17 protein-coding genes, 1 riboswitch and 1 other annotated feature are annotated in these 17517 nt (G+C 55.1%); of the genes, 1 reads left to right on the top strand and 16 read right to left on the bottom strand.

The window, feature by feature from the left end:
* Window positions 1–176 precede the first annotated feature (176 nt).
* The 4 genes from CJ260_RS07705 to CJ260_RS07720 are packed head-to-tail and all read right to left on the bottom strand — an operon-like array spanning window position 177 to window position 2912.
* Window positions 177–947, bottom strand: coding sequence for a serine hydrolase (locus tag CJ260_RS07705; protein WP_095629771.1), 771 nt, complete (start codon window positions 945–947; stop codon window positions 177–179).
* Between the two features lie 2 nt (window positions 948–949).
* Window positions 950–1429, bottom strand: coding sequence for a Fur family transcriptional regulator (locus CJ260_RS07710; RefSeq protein WP_095629772.1), 480 nt, complete (start codon window positions 1427–1429; stop codon window positions 950–952).
* A gap of 12 nt (window positions 1430–1441) precedes the next feature.
* Window positions 1442–2245, bottom strand: a complete 804-nt coding sequence (locus CJ260_RS07715; protein ID WP_095629773.1) for a metal ABC transporter permease — start codon at window positions 2243–2245, stop codon at window positions 1442–1444.
* Complete coding sequence (locus CJ260_RS07720; RefSeq protein WP_095629774.1) at window positions 2238–2912, bottom strand: metal ABC transporter ATP-binding protein; 675 nt, start codon at window positions 2910–2912, stop codon at window positions 2238–2240. Before CJ260_RS07720 ends, CJ260_RS07715 begins: the two co-directional genes overlap by 8 nt.
* A gap of 156 nt (window positions 2913–3068) precedes the next feature.
* On the opposite strand from CJ260_RS07720, the gene CJ260_RS07725 reads away from it, so the two are divergent.
* Window positions 3069–3977, top strand: coding sequence for a metal ABC transporter substrate-binding protein (locus CJ260_RS07725; protein WP_095629775.1), 909 nt, complete (start codon window positions 3069–3071; stop codon window positions 3975–3977).
* A 47-nt stretch (window positions 3978–4024) separates the two neighbouring features.
* Here the strand turns inward: CJ260_RS07725 and CJ260_RS07730 are convergent, their stop codons facing one another.
* The 12 genes from CJ260_RS07730 to CJ260_RS07785 all read right to left on the bottom strand — a co-directional run bounded on the left by CJ260_RS07730 (window position 4025) and on the right by CJ260_RS07785 (window position 17504).
* A complete protein-coding gene (locus CJ260_RS07730; protein WP_143747682.1) occupies window positions 4025–4660 on the bottom strand; it encodes a hypothetical protein in 636 nt (211 codons plus the stop codon).
* A 113-nt stretch (window positions 4661–4773) separates the two neighbouring features.
* Window positions 4774–6222: a sodium:solute symporter family protein gene (locus CJ260_RS07735; RefSeq protein ID WP_095629777.1), complete on the bottom strand. Its 1449-nt coding sequence runs from the start codon at window positions 6220–6222 to the stop codon at window positions 4774–4776.
* A gap of 144 nt (window positions 6223–6366) precedes the next feature.
* Window positions 6367–6583: a binding site (T-box leader), on the bottom strand.
* A gap of 99 nt (window positions 6584–6682) precedes the next feature.
* Window positions 6683–7897: an MFS transporter gene (locus CJ260_RS07740; protein ID WP_143747683.1), complete on the bottom strand. Its 1215-nt coding sequence runs from the start codon at window positions 7895–7897 to the stop codon at window positions 6683–6685.
* 53 nt (window positions 7898–7950) lie between these two features.
* Window positions 7951–9063, bottom strand: coding sequence for a type II secretion system protein GspD (locus CJ260_RS07745; RefSeq protein ID WP_233127923.1), 1113 nt, complete (start codon window positions 9061–9063; stop codon window positions 7951–7953).
* An 11-nt stretch (window positions 9064–9074) separates the two neighbouring features.
* The gene (locus CJ260_RS07750) at window positions 9075–9527 is read right to left on the bottom strand and encodes a hypothetical protein (protein WP_095629780.1); all 453 of its coding nucleotides are present in this window, start codon (window positions 9525–9527) and stop codon (window positions 9075–9077) included.
* An 85-nt stretch (window positions 9528–9612) separates the two neighbouring features.
* The gene (gene galE, locus CJ260_RS07755; protein ID WP_095629781.1) at window positions 9613–10608 is read right to left on the bottom strand and encodes a UDP-glucose 4-epimerase GalE; all 996 of its coding nucleotides are present in this window, start codon (window positions 10606–10608) and stop codon (window positions 9613–9615) included.
* A gap of 2 nt (window positions 10609–10610) precedes the next feature.
* Window positions 10611–12050 (bottom strand): glucose-6-phosphate isomerase, encoded by a 1440-nt coding sequence (locus tag CJ260_RS07760; protein ID WP_095629782.1) that lies wholly within the window; start codon window positions 12048–12050, stop codon window positions 10611–10613.
* Window positions 12051–12285: 235 nt separating this feature from the next.
* Window positions 12286–13674: a sodium:alanine symporter family protein gene (locus CJ260_RS07765; RefSeq protein ID WP_087477861.1), complete on the bottom strand. Its 1389-nt coding sequence runs from the start codon at window positions 13672–13674 to the stop codon at window positions 12286–12288.
* A gap of 109 nt (window positions 13675–13783) precedes the next feature.
* Window positions 13784–13876: riboswitch (glycine riboswitch) on the bottom strand.
* Between the two features lie 295 nt (window positions 13877–14171).
* Complete coding sequence (surE, locus tag CJ260_RS07770) at window positions 14172–14924, bottom strand: 5'/3'-nucleotidase SurE (RefSeq protein ID WP_095629783.1); 753 nt, start codon at window positions 14922–14924, stop codon at window positions 14172–14174.
* Complete coding sequence (locus CJ260_RS07775) at window positions 14925–16175, bottom strand: glycosyltransferase family 2 protein (protein ID WP_087477863.1); 1251 nt, start codon at window positions 16173–16175, stop codon at window positions 14925–14927.
* A gap of 19 nt (window positions 16176–16194) precedes the next feature.
* Window positions 16195–16869, bottom strand: coding sequence for a phosphatidylcholine/phosphatidylserine synthase (locus tag CJ260_RS07780; protein ID WP_095629784.1), 675 nt, complete (start codon window positions 16867–16869; stop codon window positions 16195–16197).
* A complete protein-coding gene (locus CJ260_RS07785) occupies window positions 16866–17504 on the bottom strand; it encodes a phosphatidylserine decarboxylase (protein WP_087477865.1) in 639 nt (212 codons plus the stop codon). The genes CJ260_RS07780 and CJ260_RS07785 overlap by 4 nt, the downstream gene beginning before the upstream one ends.
* Window positions 17505–17517: the final 13 nt, after the last annotated feature.

The raw sequence follows: 17517 nt of genomic DNA on the forward strand, positions 1-17517 counted from the left end.
ATAGAGTAAGATGATGATAGTGGCACATAGGTTTCCTCCGAGATATAGATTTTGTTTGGTAGCATTATTATATCAGAAACCTATGTGTCATTTTTTATAGGTGTTGCACTTGTATTGTAAATTCGCCCGTTAAAAAAACTGCAGCAATGCCCTATGCGCCGGCACTGCTGCAGTTTTTATATTTCATCATATAGGAAGCGCGCCAAATACGACATATCGTAAATGGCCTGGGCTTCATGAACTATCCCGTCGGCCATGAGGCAGCACACATAGGGCCGGCCCTGCTTCCAGACGAGGCCGCAGTCATGATATATGCCGTCCAGCTCGCCCGTCTTATGTTCTACCGCCACGGTATTGGGAATTTGCGCCGGCAAAATGCAGTTATCCTCCTGCTGGGCCAGGATAGCTCGCATCGTTTGGTCGCGCCGCCCGTCGACGCAGGTCCCGGAGGCCAGGCGCAGAAACAAGCGCCCCATATCGCCGGGGGACGTCACGTTTTCTTTCCCCTGGCGGGCCGCCTCGAAATCCATCATCTTGCGCCGCAGCAGCGTATTCTCCATGCCCTGCCGCCGGATTTCCTCGTTAATGGCGTCGAAGCCCAGCACATCGATGAGCATATTTGTACACGTGTTGTCGCTTTCGACGATCATGTGAAACACCAGCGTACGAAGAGATACTTCCGTCCCCTCGGGCAGGCCGTAAAACGAACCGCCTTCGACATTGCCGTAAACGGAATAGGCCGCATCAAAGGACAACTGTCCCTCTTTTTCCTGACGGAAGACGCAGGCCATGATGGGTACCTTGATCAAGCTGGCCGACGGCATGACCCGGTCGCGATAGAAAAAGTCGTCGCCGCCATCCAGAGGACGGCAGTACACGGACACAGCGGCCTTGTCCTGCCAATGCGTTTCTATATAGTTCTCCAGCCGTTCTTTGCATAAGGCCACATCTACTCCTCCTTCGCCGTCTTTATCGTTTTTTCTCCGCTAGGCGCAAGGCCGCGGCATTCCGGGCAATACCCGTACCATTCCAAATTGTGCCCGACAATATCAAACTGGGTCTTTTCAGCTAATTCCGCTTCAAACCCCGCCAGGGGACAGTGGTCGATTTCCACGATGCGGCGGCATTTCAGGCAAATCAAGCGGTGCCGATGGCCCATTGCCCGCAGGGAAAAGCCGTATTTCCGGGAATCAGGCAGATAATGCTTTTCCGTCAGCTCCTTGGCCGTAAACATTTCCAGTATGCGGTACACCGTAGAAAAGTTGATGCCCTGCCCTTGGCCGATGAGCTCCTGATAAATATCTTCCGCCGTCAACACGCCGCCGTGCCGGTACAGCGCATCCAGGACCAGCTTGCGGGTCCGCGTGCTCTTTAATCCGCAGCGGTGGAGGCATTCTGCACGGGCCTCGTTCTGTATTATGTCGTCCATAGCTGTACCTCCTTACAGCCGCCGGGCCTGCGCCGTTTCTTTATATGCAATGACGGCCAGCAGCATGAGTACGGAAACAATCGCCGTCACGCCGCCTGGCGCAGCGTCGATTCCGTAAGCGATGCCCAGGCCCAGAATAATATCTAAAAAGCTGAACAGGACGGACCATACCATAGTCCGGCGAAATCCCTTCCGCAGCTGCAGCGCCGTAGCTACCGGCAGTGCAATGAGCGAACTGATGACCAGGATGCCGACGATGCGGATGGACACGGAAATCGTCGCCGCGACGAGGACGGCAAAGACGTAGTTGATCAGACGGCTCTTTACGCCGGCGATCTTCGCCCCGTCTTCGTCAAAGGTCAGCATGACCAGCTGGGGGTACAGCTTGATAATCGTCAAAATCGACACGATGCTGAGCAGCAGGACTGACCATACGTCTTCCCGCGTCACCGTCAGGATGCTGCCGAATAAAAAGGACTCCACGTTGGTATGCACCATGCCGGAACTGATAATCGTAATGGCAATGCCGACGGATAAGGACAGGATAATCACCAGTATCAGCTCGGCGTACTGGCGGAACCGCTGGCGCAGCACTTCGATGAGAATGCCGAAGACCGACGTAAGGCCGAAGGCGCTGAGGATGGGATTGGCGTCCAGCAAAAGGCCGATAGCTACGCCGGCCAGAGACGCATGGGATAAGGCGTCGCCGATCATGGAATAGCGGCGCAGCACGAGGAATATGCCGATGAGAGGGCATACGATGGAAATCAGCACGGCCACGATAAAGGCGTTCTGCATAAAAGCGTACTCAAACATTGCTGTCCCTCCCCATGTTGTCCGATACGTATTCGCGGATATAGTCTTCAGGCGAGCAGAAATGGCCGCCGCCGTTGACGACGTGAAACATCTTCGTCGAATTCTTAGCGGCGAATTTCAGGTTATGCTCTACCGTCAGGACCGTTACGCCCCGGTCCTGATTCAAATGGCGGATAAAGGGATACAGCTCCATCTGGCTCTTGACGTCGATGCCCGTCGACGGCTCGTCAAAAATGAGCAGATCAGGCTCGCCCATGAGGGCCCGGGCAATGAGCACCTTCTGGCATTGGCCGCCTGACAAGTTGCCTATGAGCTGGTCCTTTAACTCATATACGTTCATTTGCTCCAGCGAGCGTCGGATAATATCCTTATCCTTATATCCCAATATTCTGCGCTGGCAGTTCAGCACCTCGTAGACTGTAATGGGAAACTGGCTGTTCAGCGTTTCAAACCGCTGGGGCACGTATGCGCAGCGGCGGAAGGTATTGGAAATCGTGCCGCGGCTCGGCGACAGCAGCCCCAATATCAGCTTTATGAGGGTGCTCTTGCCGCTGCCGTTTTCCCCGACGACGGAAATATAATCGCCGTCCTGCACGGTCATCGTAACATCCTGCAGTAAATAGGGCCCATGCTCATAGGCAAAGGACACCTTTTCTAATGAAATCATAGCAGCTCCTTCTTATCATATAAAATACCTGCTCTATTATATAGTCGCGAAAAGGAAAATGCAAGGCATTTGCATTTATTGACAAGGAACGAGGATTAGTGCTATGATACAGTTTATACTATACGTATATATTCCTATTTCAGAGGAGGATATGTTATGAAATCATGGCTTACAGCCTGTATCACAATGATAGCAGCGGCTGTGCTCCTTGCGGGCTGCGGCGCCCAATCTGACGGCTCCGTCCAGTCCGACGGCAAACTGAAGGTCGTCGCCTCTTTCAACGCGATGAAAGAACTTACCCAGGCCGTCGGCAAGGATAAGGTCGACGTCGTCACCTTGATTCCCGATGGCACGGAGCCCCACGATTTTCAGCCGACGACGAAAAATCTAAAGGAATTGAGCCATGCCCGTTTATTCGTGTACAACGGCCTGGGCATGGAGCCCTGGGCGGATAAAACGCTGGAAGTCGTAGACAATAAAAACCTCGTCGCCGTCGACGCTTCGAAAGGCGTCCAGGTAATCGCCAATACAGACAAGCACGACATACACGAACACGGCCGCGACGACCCCCACTGCTGGCTCAGCCTGCAGGCCGCTCAGACGGAAGTGCAGAACATCGCCGCCGCCCTGGCCGAAGCCGACCCGGCCAACGCCGAATTTTACCGTGAAAACGCCGCCGCTTACAACGAACAACTCCAGCAGGTGCTGGCGGAATATCAGGAAAAATTCCAATCCGTCCCGAACCGGCAGTTCGTCACAGGCCACGCCGCCTTCGCCTACCTGTGCCGCGATTTCGGCCTGACGCAGCGCAGCGTCGAGTCGGTCTTTGCCAGCGGCGAGCCGAGCCCTCAGCAGTTGGCCAGCCTGGCCGATTTCTGCAAGCAGCATAAGGTGAAGACGATTTTTTCCGAAACCATGGTCAGCCCCAAGATTTCGGAAACCCTGGCCAAGGAAGTAGGGGCGTCGGTCAAAACGATCCACACCATCGAAAGCGCCGAAGGAACTGCGACCTATATAGACCGCATGCGCGACAACATCGAACAGATTTACCAAAGCCTGAAATAGCAGACGCGCCGGCAGACAGAACAACAGCTATCTGCTGGCGCGTTTTATCATTCGCCATCAGGCTTCATCCATCGGCGCCGCTGCGCTTCAACGATAGCCCAAACGGCGTCGACGTCGTCGATAGCGGCGTATTCATATTCCCGTTCCCGTATGAGTTCATTAAAAAAAGCAAAATGAAAATCATGCCAATCTACAGGGCGTTTGTCGAAAAGAATCGTCCCCGACCCGTCGCCGTTTTCCCGCTTCTCCAAATACCGCAGGGTATGATAAAACCGGCAGACCAGGCGGCTGCGGTACACCGTAAGAATCCGCTCGCTCGTCAGCACGTAGACAATCTGCCGCCGCTGCCAGCGGCGATGGACCAAGCGGCCAACGCTGCCATACGCTCCTGCCGCTATAAAAGGCAGGCCGAATAAGGGCGCGACAATCCCCCACAGGCCCGGAACAGACAAGGCTGCGCCTTCCCAGCATAGGGCAAACAGAAAAAACAATAGTCCTATGGGAACCTTCAGTATATCCGACGGTTTAACCAGTTTGCGCCACGAGCAGCCCGGCTTGCCCTGCCACAAGATACGTTCCCCTTCATACAGCGAAATGGCCGATCCTTTCTCCATCGCCATCACCTCTTTCTCCTCCCTGCCTCCGACGGCTTCAATTCGCCGGAACAGGAATACAATCAGCACAATCAACTGCACAAAAATCCCTGCAAAGAGACTCGCTTTACAGGGATTTTTCATATGCAGGTTATTTAATTATACCATAGGACCTGCCGCGTGGAAACTCGCGGAACCTATCGTTAGTGCTGAGCCGGTACGGCCTTCGTCTTGCCGTCCTGTACGGCGGCCGGTTCGACGCCTTCCATGTGAATGGCGTTGCTGCGCGTCACGGCGCTGATGCCGACGAAGAGGACGCCGCAGACGATCCATTCGGCATAAATGACATGCGGCAGCACGCGGACGGCCGGTACGAACATCCAGGCTACGAGAACGACGACCGAAGCCAGAATCGTATAGAAGGCGGCTGCGCGGGAGCAGTATTTCGGCGCATACATCGTCATGAGAACGATGACGCTGAACGCCGTCATGAGGCTGAGGCCGGCCATGAGCGTGGAGATGATGCCGCTGATGGTCAAGGCAAAGCTCAGCGTAAGCAGGCCGAGGAGGAATACGGAAATACGGGTGACGTTGAGGTACTTGCTGTCGGACATATTCGGGTCGACGAAGCGTTTGTGAATGTCATGGGAATACAGCGTCGCCGAGCTGAGCAGGAGATTGCAGGCGCAGCTGACGTCGGCTGCCCAAAGAGCCGCCAAGGTAATGCCGGCCAGCCACGGGTCGAGGGACATGATGACCTGGGGCAATGCAGCCGTAGCCGAAATGTTGGGATATAATTCCGAAGCGATGACGCCGAGGAGGGCGCTGACGAAACCGATCGGCAACATGAGCAGGCCGCCGATGATGAAGCCTTTGCGGGCCGTGTGCACGTCTTTTGCACCAAGGGAAATCTGGATGATGCTCTGAAGGGACAGGTTGACCGTAATGAGGACGATAATCCACGTAACGATGGTCATGGGTCCTACGCCGTCGATGAAATCGAGGCCGTGAGGCATGGGCAGGTTCATCTGGATTTGATCCATGCCGCCGGCCATGCGCACTGCCAGTACGACGGCCATGAGGATGCCGGCGTATTTCAGGGACACGTTCATGAGGTTCGTAATGCTGGCCGACCACATGCCGCCGATCAGGGTTACACCGATGAAGACGACAGCGCTCATGAGCATCCCTGTCGTCGGCGTGAAGATTTCCGGCATAAGGGCGGCGAGAATCATGCCGCCGGCAACGTACTGCATGCTCATGACGACGAGCTGTACGATGATCTGGCAAATGATGCCGATAATCATGCTCTTCTTATCGTAATACCGTTCCAGCATTTCGGGAATCGTCGTGATGTTGAGGCTGCGGTATTTTTTAGCGACGGTCATGCCCATGACGATCGCGCCGATGCCCCAGGCCGTCGTGTACCAGCCGGCGGAAAGACCGGCTTTATAGGCCTGTTCGGCAACGCCGATAGTCGACGCGCCGCCGACGGCCAGGCCGACGATAGAAACCATGATAAGCGGCGTCGTGAGCTGACGGCCGGCCAGGATATAGTTTTCCGCCTTCCCGGCAGCGCGGTGCTTCGTGTACCAGCTGATTAAGAAAATCGTACAAATGTACAAACCTACGACAATAACTGAACTGTTCATTTGGGTTGCCTCCTACTGGATGATATGAAGAAATATAATAGCTAGATTCCCGTTTGATATAAAAAAATCGCCCCTCCATGAGGGACGATGAACTCGCGGTACCACCCTGCTTACCTGCATTCCAGAATACAAAAAGGGTGATACCCAAGGGACGAACATCTCCGCGGTACCACCCTAATAATCTCGAATCAGATCAACTCATAGCAATGTAACGGTCGCCATACCGGATCGGCCTACTGATTTCTGTTCAGCCTCACAGTTCAGGAAAGAACTTCACGCTGCATCACCTGCCGGTTTACACCGCCCACCGGCTCTCTGCGAGGGTATTTGCAGCCCTACTTTTTTCCGTCTATACCTTTATCGGGAACTTATATTGTGTCGTGATTTCATTATACGAAAAATAAGAGAATTGTCAATATGCTTTTCTGTAATTTTTCTTATCTCTCAAACGTTAAAGGTTTTACTTTGCATGAGCAGAAGACCGGGCGGAAAATACGCGCCGCCGGCCATACCAATAAATGGCCGCTGCCGCCGGCAGCGACGCCAGGAGGACAGGATAAAAGAAGGAAATCGGCAGCGCACCGAACAGCAGGCCGCCGAACAAGGGCCCTAAGGCCATGCCTAAATCGATGCCGATATAATAGGTGCTGTTCGCCAAGCCCCGCTTCCCTCCGACGGCCACGACGATAGCCAAGGCCTGGCACACGGAACACATCACGCCGTAGCTGCCGGCCATGAGCACCGCCGCCGCGATCATTTCCCAAAAGCTGTCCATGACAGCCAGCAGGAGGATGCTGCCCGCCGTGCAGAGGCAGGCCATAATGAAGAAAAACTGAAAGGATAAGCGGTCGAACAGGTCGCGCATCGCCGTCCGCAGCAGCAATAGGGCTACGGCATAGGCCGGAAAAAACATGCCGGCAGAAAAGGGCAGCCCCTTCGCCTGCACGTACTGTACCAGGAAGGACTGGGTAGCGCAGTACGGAATGGTAAACACCATGATGAGGAACGATACGGGCAGGACGCCTGTATCGACAAACTGATCGGGCAGGAAGCCCTTGCCGGCCGGCGGCAGCGGTTCGTTTTTATACGATACGAACTGGATAAGGACGATGATCGCTGCGGCAAAGGCCGTGGCGACGCAGAACGCCGCCCGGTAACCGAGATGATGATAGCAGTAAATCCCAATGGCCGGCGCCAGGGCCATGGCCAGGGCGTTCATCGTGCCGTACACGCCCATGCCGGCGCCCATATGCTCTTTCGGCAGCAGCAGGGAAAACCATGTCGACAGGCTGATAGAGCACAGGGCAAAGCCAAAGCCGTTGATAACGCGGGCCGCCATGACGACCTGCGGGCTCCAGGCGAAGACGTATCCAAGGCAGGACGCGATCAGGCACACTGCGCCGATACAGGATAATATGTATTTCCTCACCCTGTCGGAAAAAGCTCCTACAAAGGGCCGGCAGCACAGGGAGCAAAGATTCATCAGGCCGCCGATAAGGCCCATCAGGGCCGCGCTCGCCCCCAACGAGCCGGAAAATCCGGTAATGATCGGCGTAACTGCCATGGGGCTGGAAAAATAAAAGAATCCCGCCGCCAACAAAAGAACTTGGTCTCTCCGCTTTCCATCACGCATATGCTCTTTCACTCTTTTCTCCGTCCGCCTGCTGCTGTCCATAGCAAGACAGGCCGTTTTTCTGCCTTTATCATATTCCTCCCCGCCGCCGGCTGTCAAGGAATCTCCTCCCGGACGAAGGAACGCAGCAGGATGACCACTTCCGTCTCCTTGGACGACGTATAATGGCTGCGGAATAATTTCCCCAGCAGCGGAATATCTCCCAATATCGGCACCTTGCGCAGGCTCTCCACGTCTTCCTTGCGGATGAGTCCGCCCAATACCAGCGTCCTTCCGGGCAGCATGCGAACGACCGTCTTGGCCTGACGCGTGGCGATGCGGTAGGCCTTCATTTCATTGACAAATACAGGCGTGCTGACTTCAGCCTCGATAGCCGCCGTCACCGTCCCGTCGTCGTGAATGCGCGGCACATAGCGGAGCTTCACGCCGACGTCCTTGTACTCCGTCGTCGCCGTTTTTTCACCGCCGCTCATGTATTCCGTCACGACGGGAATTTTATCGCCGATAAGGACGCTCGCCTCCCTGCCGTTCAGGGCAGCCATGCGAGGCCTGGCCAGTACGGAGGCCTGGCCCTTTTCTTCCAGCGCCTGTATCTGGGCGGCGAAGGAAAATCCCTCATGTCCGGCGCCGCCGCTCACGCTGGACCAATTCCATTCGACGCCGGCATGGCGCAGGGCGCTCCGATCAATAGAGGCAATCTCTACCTCGACGTCGACCTGCCGCGGCTTCGTATCCAGCGCCGTGACGAGGTCCTGCACGGCGCGATGCTCCCGCGGCGTCGCGCCGACGACGAGCGTATTCGTATCGTCGTAGCAGCGGACGTCTCCGTCGGGCACCATAGCCCGGACGGCCTCCTGCACGTCTGTCGGGACGGCGTAGCGGAGCCTCCACGTCCGCAGGGATTTCGCTCCATCCCGTTTCTTCCCGGCCGTCATGGTCCGCACAGGCCCCTCTTTTTCGTAATACAGGTTTTGACTTGCAGCGATAGCGTCCAGCGCGTCCTCAACGGTAACGCCGTTTATATGCATGGTCATCGTCCCCTGCACCGTATCGTCGACGATGAGGTTTATATTGCCGCTACGGGCCAGCCCTTCCAGCACGGAGCGGACAGGGGCCTCGCGGACGTGAACGGACAAGGAACTGCCGGCCCAAACCGGCCCGTACCATGCGACAGCCATCATAATGAGGATACATCGGCAAACTTTCATAGTCATCTCCTTTACATGCTTACGGCCGCGCAGATTCCGTCTTTTTCCAGCTGCGCGCCGTCTTGATATACGCTGACGACGGTATATCCATCGAAGCTGTCCCCTGCGGCGCAGACCAGCGTTTCCCCGCGATGGCGGAATAAAGCCAGATAGGCTCCGTTATGCTCCATCGTGCCGCAAAGGACGGGAAGCTCCGCAGCCGGAGCCGCCGCAACGGGCCGCGCCTTCTCTGCAGAATCGGCAGCGCTCTTCGGCGCGCTGCCGGCAAATATATCGGGCAGGGGCCTGCGCCGCAGAGACGGCGCAGTACCTTCGACCAGCCTGCCTTCAGGGCGCTCCTCTTCTGCATCCCTGTCAGAGGCAGAAAAAACGGGAGGCGAAGAACTGGTATCGTTCTTCGTCTCCCGTATGATTTCCTGCCGCCCTGACGGAACGCCATCCCAGCCCCACCAGATACCTGCCAAACAAAGCAGGATGACTCCATACGGGAGCCATGTGTTTCTGTGATGAGCTGCTGCGTTCCTTACCAGATGCCGAAGGGCCGACAGATTACGCTTTATCATCGTATCCGTTCGGATGGCCGCTGTGCCATTTCCAGGCGTCGGCAATAATCGTTTCAATTTGGCTGTACTGGGGCTGCCAACCCGTCAGCCGGCGGATTTTTTCCGACGACGCGACGAGGGCCGCCGGATCGCCGGCACGGCGCGGGCCTTCTTCAACGGCAAAGTCCCGTCCCGTCACGGCCTTCGCCGCACTTATCATATCGCGCACGCTGAACCCGTGCTGCGAGCCCAGGTTGAAGGCCTGGGGCTGCCCGCCTTCCGCCAAGTACTGGAGGACGCGGCAATGGGCGTCGGCCAAATCGACGACGTGAATGTAGTCGCGGATACAGGTGCCGTCTTCTGTAGGATAGTCCGTACCGAAAATAGTGATATGATCCCGTATCCCCTGGGCCGTCTGCAAAATAAGCGGAATGAGGTGCGTTTCCGGCGTATGGTCCTCGCCGATGCTGCCGTCGCGGGACGCGCCGGCGGCGTTGAAATACCGCAGCGCCGCATACCGCAGGCCGTAGGCCCGGCTGAACTGCGCCAGCATCTGCTCGATCATGAGCTTCGTCTGGCCGTATACATTCGTCGGGCAATAGGGCATATCTTCCGTAATCGGCGTCTGCTCCGGCTCGCCGTACACAGCTGCCGTCGAGGAAAATACAAAATATTTCACTCCGGCCCGGCGTACGGCTTCCAGGAGGCAGTACGAGCTGACGACGTTGTTGTCATAGTAAATCGTCGGTTTTTCCATCGATTCGCCGACCTGGCTGTGGGCGGCGAAATGCATGACCGCGTCGATGCCTTCTTCTGTCAAAAGAGCGCTCACGGCGTCGACGTGATGAATATCTTCGACGACGAGGCGCACGCCGTCGGGCACGGCGCCGCGATGGCCCCGCGATAAATTATCGAGGACGACGACGCGGCAGCCCCGTTCGAGCAAGGCCCGCACGGTATGGCTGCCGATATACCCGGCGCCGCCTGTAACTAATACGTTCATAATTAACCTTCCTGCAGTTTCTTCAAACGGCCGCCGAGGAATTTCTTATACACTTCCACGCCGGGCTGATTGAAGGCGTCGACGTTGGCGAATTCGCCTTCGTACGCAATGGACAAGCAAAGCATAAACATGACTTCGCCCAAATGATAGGGCGTCAATTCGGGCAAAATGTAGTTGGCGTTGGGACGGCCGTCGCCGATCAGGGCTTCCGCATTCGAGCTGCGGGCCGCTTCCAAAATGCTGCTCAGGGGCAAACCGCTGAAGGCAGCCAGCTTCGGATATTCGTCGTACATGTGGGGAACGACGACGTCGTCCTTCCAGTTGGCGATGGAAACGAACTGGACGACCTTATCCTTCGGGCCTTCCTGGTGTTCCTGCGTCTGGGCGTGCATGTCCGTCGTGCCGACGGCAACGATAGGCGTGCGGCCGTAGTTGACGACGTTGCCCTGCTTGTCGAGGCGTTTGCCCAAAGATTCGGCCAGGAGCTGAATGTACCATTCCGACAGGGATTTCAGGCTGTCCGCATAGGGCATGAGAACTTCCAGGTCGCGGCCGTATTTTGCGCCGGAAATATATTTCAGCACGCTGTTCAGCAAAGCCGGATTCTGCCAAATATCGGGATTCTGGCAGGCCTTGTCCATATCCCTTGCGCCGGCTAAGAACTGGCGGATATCAAAGCCGACCAGAGCGCCGACGAGGAGGCCCACTTCGGAGAACACGCTGAACCGGCCGCCGACTCCATCGGGGACATAGAAAATAGGCCAGCCCGATTTTCTCGCCAATCCGTGCAGGAGCGTTTCTTTTTCGCCTTCATGGGGATCTGTCACGGCGACGGTTTCAAATTTGATGCCTGCGTCTTCCATCGCCTGGCGGACGACCATGTAATTGGACATCGGTTCGATAGTCGAGCCCGATTTGGAAATGACGACGCCCATGACGGTATACCCGGACTTCGCAGCGCTGTCCGCCTTGAGGAATTCGATGAGGCCGCTGACTTTATGGGAATCGACGTTGTTGCCGGCAAAGAAGGCCTTCGGATAGCCTTTGCGGGCTTCCGTGCTCTTGAGGTTCCAAAATTCGCCGCACTGCACGTCGAAGAGGACCTTGCCGCCTAAATAAGAACCGCCGATACCGAAGAATACGACTGCGTCGACGCGGTTGCGCACCTGGCGGGCCAATTCTTCCATTGCCATGATCCGTTCCGGATTGTTGATATTGCCTTCCACGATGTAGGGAAGCTGCGGGAACAGTACGGCTTCCGGCTCGCCGTCTTTAGATAAATGACCTGCCATGATGCCGGTCTTGCGCATTTCCATAACCGCTTCGTGGGCTTTCGTATAGGCCGGCTCCATGGCCTTGACGTCTTCTTCCGTCACCTTGCCCGGGCCGTATAAATTTTCTACGTCAAATACAAAACCAGATTTTAAAGTAATCTTTGCCATACGTACTCACTGCCTTTCGAAAATATTGCTTCATAAAAAGTATTATACCATATATATAAGTAATCGTCATCATGACTAAAACGGTACTTACAGAAAACTTACAAAATATATGCATACTATTACGATAAAGCAAAGGCAAACAAACAGCGCCCCACAGGGACCCCTTTCCCCGTGAGGCGCGTAACTTCCTAATGCAGTTGTATCATACCCCTATGATAAAAGCCCTATCTTATATTTAGTGTCCCGCCGTTACCTTCTGGTCTACGAGAGCCGCCTTTTCCGCTTCTTTTTCAGCTGCTAAATGCGCGTAGTACCGTTTCGTTTCGGCTACGACGACGCCGCTGAGGCCGATGAGGGCGATCAGGTTCGGCACAGCCATCAGACCGTTGACGATATCAGCTAAAATCCAGATAACTTCCAATTTGATGAAGGCGCCGCAGGCTACGAGGGCGATGAAGATGATGCGGTACGGCATGATCCCCTTGACGCCGACTAAGTATTCCACGCACCGTTCGCCGTAATAATTCCAGCCCAGAATCGTCGTAAAGGCAAAGAGCGTCAGGCCGATGCAGAGGATGAAGCTGCCCCAGGTCGGATAAGCCTGCAGGAAGGCGGCGTTCGTCAGAGCCGTGCCGTTCAGGTCGCTCGTCCACAAGCCGCTGACGACGAGGACTAAGCCCGTCATCGTGCAGATGATAATCGTGTCGATAAAGGTACCCGTCATGGATACGAAGCCCTGTTCGGCAGGCCATTTCGTCTTAGCCGCCGCCGCTACGATAGGCGCGCTGCCGAGGCCCGATTCGTTAGAGAAGACGCCGCGGGCAATCCCGTTGCGCATTGCCATCATGACCGTCGCGCCGAGGAAGCCGCCGGAAGCAGCCGTCGGCGTAAAGGCGCAGACGAGAATCTGTTCGATAGCCGCCGGAATCTGTTCGTAGAACATGATGAGGAAGCCAGCCGCCGAAACGACGTAGATGACGGCCATAGCCGGAACGATTTTCGACGCCGCCCGGGCGATGGACTGGAGGCCGCCGATGGTGACAGCCGCGACGACGATGGTCAGGACAATCGCCGTATATTCTACAGGAACGTCGGCCGTAAGGCGCGTAATTTCTACAATCGAATTGACCTGGGCGAAAGTGCCGATGCCAAAGAAGGCGACGAGAACGCCGAAGAATGCGAAAATGCAGGCCAGCGGCTTGAATTTAGGTCCCAAGCCCTTTTCGATATAGTACATCGGGCCGCCGGAAATTTCGCCGTTTTTATCGACGGTGCGGTATTTGACGGCCAGCAGGCATTCGGCGTATTTCGTCGCCATGCCGACGAGCGCTGCCATCCACATCCAGAAAACGGCGCCCGGGCCGCCGGCATGGACGGCCGTAGCGACGCCGACGATGTTGCCGGTGCCGACAGTCGCCGCCAAGGCCGTGCACAGCGCCTTAAAGCTGTCGATATCGCCTTCGCCCTGATTCTTTGCCGTAAAGATCAGCTTCAGCGCATGAGGAAGGCGGAAAATCTGCAGCAGGCGCAGGCGGATCGTCAGCATGATGCCCGTGCCGATCAGCAGCACCAATAAAGGCGGTCCCCACACAAAGCTGTCAATTTGGTTCAAAATGTCTACCATAATACCATACTCCTTTACACTGTTATTTTAGGAATAAATACAAAAAACCTGTCGTCAGCATACCTCTGAAGACAGGTCAAAAACAGCATAAAGAAATAATGAAATAATTGCGCTATTCTCTGTCCTTTTGCCTGAGAGATTAGATATCGTCAAGATACCCTGCACCTTCGGCGCCCATACGGGACTCTCCAGAGTCGTGTCCATTCACGGTCCTGCCTTCCGGCACCTGAGAGTTTAACTCCTTCGGTAGGTCTGCGACCTTCTCCCGTAAACTTCATCCACTCACTATGTGACTTGCTTGTCATTATACGGCATACAAATGTATTTTGCAAGTACTAATTTGATAAAACAAGAAAATACACCTGTCTGCTGCCAATGTATCTCATTTAATATTTCAAATATATGCCACGCAATATTTAAAAGTATAATTTCGTGTTTCCGAGTTATCAAAAAAAGCCAAGAATCTGCAATGGAATTCTTGACTTTTTATGTTTTTTTTATAAACAGCTCTTTACGTCGTCAATAGCCGCCATGGCCGTCTGCTGCCACCGCAGCGGCGTCACGGCAATGCGGCCGCTCCGTATGCAGGCCACGTCGCTGTTTTCCGGCGCGCCTTCCATGTCGATATCGCCTACGATATGATAGCACAGGCTGCCGTCCAAATCGCGCTTTTCTGCTACGACGTTGTGATAAATCTGTACGGTCTGCGGCACGACGCAGACGTTATCGAGGCTGATATCGCCGGCCGGCGGTACGTTGACGTTCAATATGCCGGGGAAACGGCCCCTTACGACGACCTTTTCCACTAATTCATGGACGAGACGGGCCGTCTGGGCGCACCGTTCTTCATTCAGAGGATACATCGATACGGCCAGAGCTGGAACCTGGTAGTACGGCCCTTCCATAGCTGCCGACACCGTCCCCGAATACAAGACGTCGCTGCCTAGATTATAGCCGTTGTTGATGCCCGATATGATGAGCTGCGGCTTGTCCTCAGCCAAGAAATATTCCATAGCCATTTTTACGCAGTCTACAGGCGTACCGGACACGGCGATTTCGCGAATCCCCGCTTCATCGGTCTCTTCCCGGCAGTACAAGGCCTTATTGATCGTCATGGAATGGGACGCGGCGCTGCGCTGGCCGTTAGGCGCAACGACAGTCAGCCTGTACCCGCAGGCCGCCAGCTCACGCTTCAGGATCTGCAGTCCCGGCGCGCGGAGGCCGTCGTCATTGGTCAACAGAATATGCATCTATTTTTTATTCTCCTTTCGCAGCAGCACGGCGCTGTCATAGGATACAGCCCTCGTATGTTCCGTATGGCTCCATTTCATCTTATGGCGGTCCTTAAAGCCGAGAAAATTGACGGGAATCCAACTGTACATGAACAGGGGATATACGACGAGATAGGCCCATGATTTTAAGGGCACCTTGATCTGCAGTAGCACGATAACCGGAATGAGGTACTGGACGACGCCGATGACCGTCCACATCTGCACCGGCACGATTTGGTACAAGATGTTGGTGTACAAGGGAATATACGAGTTAATATACGCCATCAGGGCGTATATCGTCGACATCATCATGAAAAAGGGCTGAGACAAGGTAATGATGCCGTCGAGCATGCGGATATTCCCCGTCTTGATGCCGCGGACAAACAGCTTGGGAATAAAGCGCTCGCCGCAGTCGCACTGCCCCTGGGCCCACCGCTTGCGCTGCCGGCACGACTGCATGAACCCCAGAGCCTTTTCATCGTAAATGATCGCGTCGTGGGCCCAGCAGGTCCGCACGCCTTCCAGCAGCACTTTCATGGAAAATTCCATATCTTCCGTCAGGCAGTCGCATCCCCAGCCGTACTTCCGCACGATATCCGTCGCGATGCACATGCCCGTGCCGCCGAGGGCCGTAGACAAGCCGATATTATATTTTGCCAGGTGCCACATGTGGTTGATGAGCCAGAAGGCGATGGCAAAGGTCCCGGCCACCCAGGTGTCGGTCGGATTTTTAGCGTCCATATAGCCTTGTATGACCTGCTCGCCCTTGCACAAATGGTTGTTCATTTCCCGCAAGAATTCCGGGTGGACGAGGTTGTCGGCATCGAAGACGACGAAGGCGTCGTACTGCTTTTCCTGAGCCAGCATCTGCGCAAACATCCAGTCCAAAGCGTAGCCCTTGCCGACTTCGTCCTTGTTCGTCCGCACCTTGACGATCGCGCCGTGTTCCCGGCAGATCTTTTCCGTATTGTCCGTACAGTTATCGGCCACGACGTATACGTCGTACATGTCCTTCGGATAATTCAGGTCTTTCAGGTTATCGATCAGCTGCCCGACGACGCGTTCCTCATTATGCGCGCAAATTACGGCAGCAAAGGTATTCTTAGGTGCTGCCGTAACGTGCTCTCTTCGCTTCATCAGGCCGAAAACAGCCAAGGTAACATAATACAGCGTATAAAATACAATGATAACTTGTATGGGTATCATAATGATATCCAATATATGTTCCATACGCGATCTCCCTAATATATCAACGCGCAGAAGCGGCGTTCATGGCCGTATTGACTAATCCAAATACGATATACAACAAGAAGGGCATCGTAAAGACGAGGTGCCAGTCGACGAAAACCAGCACGACGGCGCCGAAAATCAGAGAAATCGCCAATGCCGATTTATGGAGGACATCCGGGCTGGCCCCTTTGAAATCAGGATTATGGATCTTGCTTACCAGATGATACCCCAGGGCGACGACAAAAATGCCGATCAGCCACGCCGGCAGATGGACGCCGGAAATGACGTACGTAGCGATGAGGCAGCCGCCGTTAGGAATCGGCATGCCCTGGAAATAGCCGTGAATGACGCCGGTATTCAAGTTGAAGCGGGCCAGACGGATACCGCCCAAGGCCGCGTAAATAATAGCCGGCACGACGCCGATCCAGCCCAATTCCTGCAACGAATAGGTGTAAATCAAAAACGCCGACGCCGCGCCGAAGGAAACTACGTCGGACAAGGAGTCCAATTCTTTGCCGAACTCGCCGGCAACGCCCAGGGCGCGGGCCGAACGGCCGTCGCAGGCATCGCAGGCCATGGCCAGCAGAATGCATATGCCGGCGGCGGTAAACATGCCGTGCAGCGTCATGATCATACTTAATACGCCGAATCCGAGATTTCCCGACGTAAAAAGACATGGAATTATATTTTTCATTTGACAATCCTCCCAATGATAGTTTCTCCGCCGCGCACGCGGTCGCCCTTTTGGACCAGAATTTCCACGTCGTCGCCGACGTATACTTCTGCGCAGGAGCCAAACTTGATCATTCCGTACAACTGACCGTGAGACAAGGTGTCGCCCAGCGTTACCCAGGATACGATTCGACGGGCCAGTATACCGGCGATAACCGTTACCAATATCCGCGTCCGATTGTTTTCAATCCCTACGGAATACCGTTCGTTTTCATACCCGACGCCGTCCTTATAGGCCGGCCGGAAGCCGCCGCACGTATACTGCTGAAAGTCGATCGTCCCGGCTAAGGGAGCCCGGTTGACGTGAACGTCGAAAACAGATAAGAAGATGACGATTTTTCTGCACTTCTTATCGAGGTATAAATCTTCGTACACTTCTTCGACGCTCATGACCTTGCCGTCGGCAGGCGACAGCAGCGCCGTATCGTCTTCCGGAATCGTACGATGAGGATTCCTGAAAAAATAGGCGAAATACAAGGCGAGCAGCGCCGGAACCGCCGCCGCGTAAGCGTTGACGAAATACCCTGCCAACACGGCCAACAGTGCCGGAACTGCGATGAATATATAGCCATCTTCAATTATAAGCGGTTTATTCAAGACATCACCTCAA

Origin of the sequence: Megasphaera sp. ASD88 (genome assembly GCF_002287425.1) — a bacterium.
Taxonomy (GTDB): domain Bacteria; phylum Bacillota; class Negativicutes; order Veillonellales; family Megasphaeraceae; genus Megasphaera; species Megasphaera stantonii.

Excerpts from the sequence above, each read along its gene's own strand:
- CJ260_RS07710 (WP_095629772.1), bottom strand. The coding sequence starts at position 1,429 with ATGGACGACATAATACAGAACGAGGCCCGTGCAGAATGCCTCCACCGC.
- CJ260_RS07715 (WP_095629773.1), bottom strand. The coding sequence starts at position 2,245 with ATGTTTGAGTACGCTTTTATGCAGAACGCCTTTATCGTGGCCGTGCTG.
- CJ260_RS07720 (WP_095629774.1), bottom strand. The coding sequence starts at position 2,912 with ATGATTTCATTAGAAAAGGTGTCCTTTGCCTATGAGCATGGGCCCTAT.
- CJ260_RS07725 (WP_095629775.1), top strand. The coding sequence starts at position 3,069 with ATGAAATCATGGCTTACAGCCTGTATCACAATGATAGCAGCGGCTGTG.
- CJ260_RS07735 (WP_095629777.1), bottom strand. The coding sequence starts at position 6,222 with ATGAACAGTTCAGTTATTGTCGTAGGTTTGTACATTTGTACGATTTTC.
- CJ260_RS07740 (WP_143747683.1), bottom strand. The coding sequence starts at position 7,897 with ATGGACAGCAGCAGGCGGACGGAGAAAAGAGTGAAAGAGCATATGCGT.
- CJ260_RS07745 (WP_233127923.1), bottom strand. The coding sequence starts at position 9,063 with ATGAAAGTTTGCCGATGTATCCTCATTATGATGGCTGTCGCATGGTAC.
- galE (WP_095629781.1), bottom strand. The coding sequence starts at position 10,608 with ATGAACGTATTAGTTACAGGCGGCGCCGGGTATATCGGCAGCCATACC.
- CJ260_RS07760 (WP_095629782.1), bottom strand. The coding sequence starts at position 12,050 with ATGGCAAAGATTACTTTAAAATCTGGTTTTGTATTTGACGTAGAAAAT.
- CJ260_RS07765 (WP_087477861.1), bottom strand. The coding sequence starts at position 13,674 with ATGGTAGACATTTTGAACCAAATTGACAGCTTTGTGTGGGGACCGCCT.
- surE (WP_095629783.1), bottom strand. The coding sequence starts at position 14,924 with ATGCATATTCTGTTGACCAATGACGACGGCCTCCGCGCGCCGGGACTG.
- CJ260_RS07775 (WP_087477863.1), bottom strand. The coding sequence starts at position 16,175 with ATGGAACATATATTGGATATCATTATGATACCCATACAAGTTATCATT.
- CJ260_RS07780 (WP_095629784.1), bottom strand. The coding sequence starts at position 16,869 with ATGAAAAATATAATTCCATGTCTTTTTACGTCGGGAAATCTCGGATTC.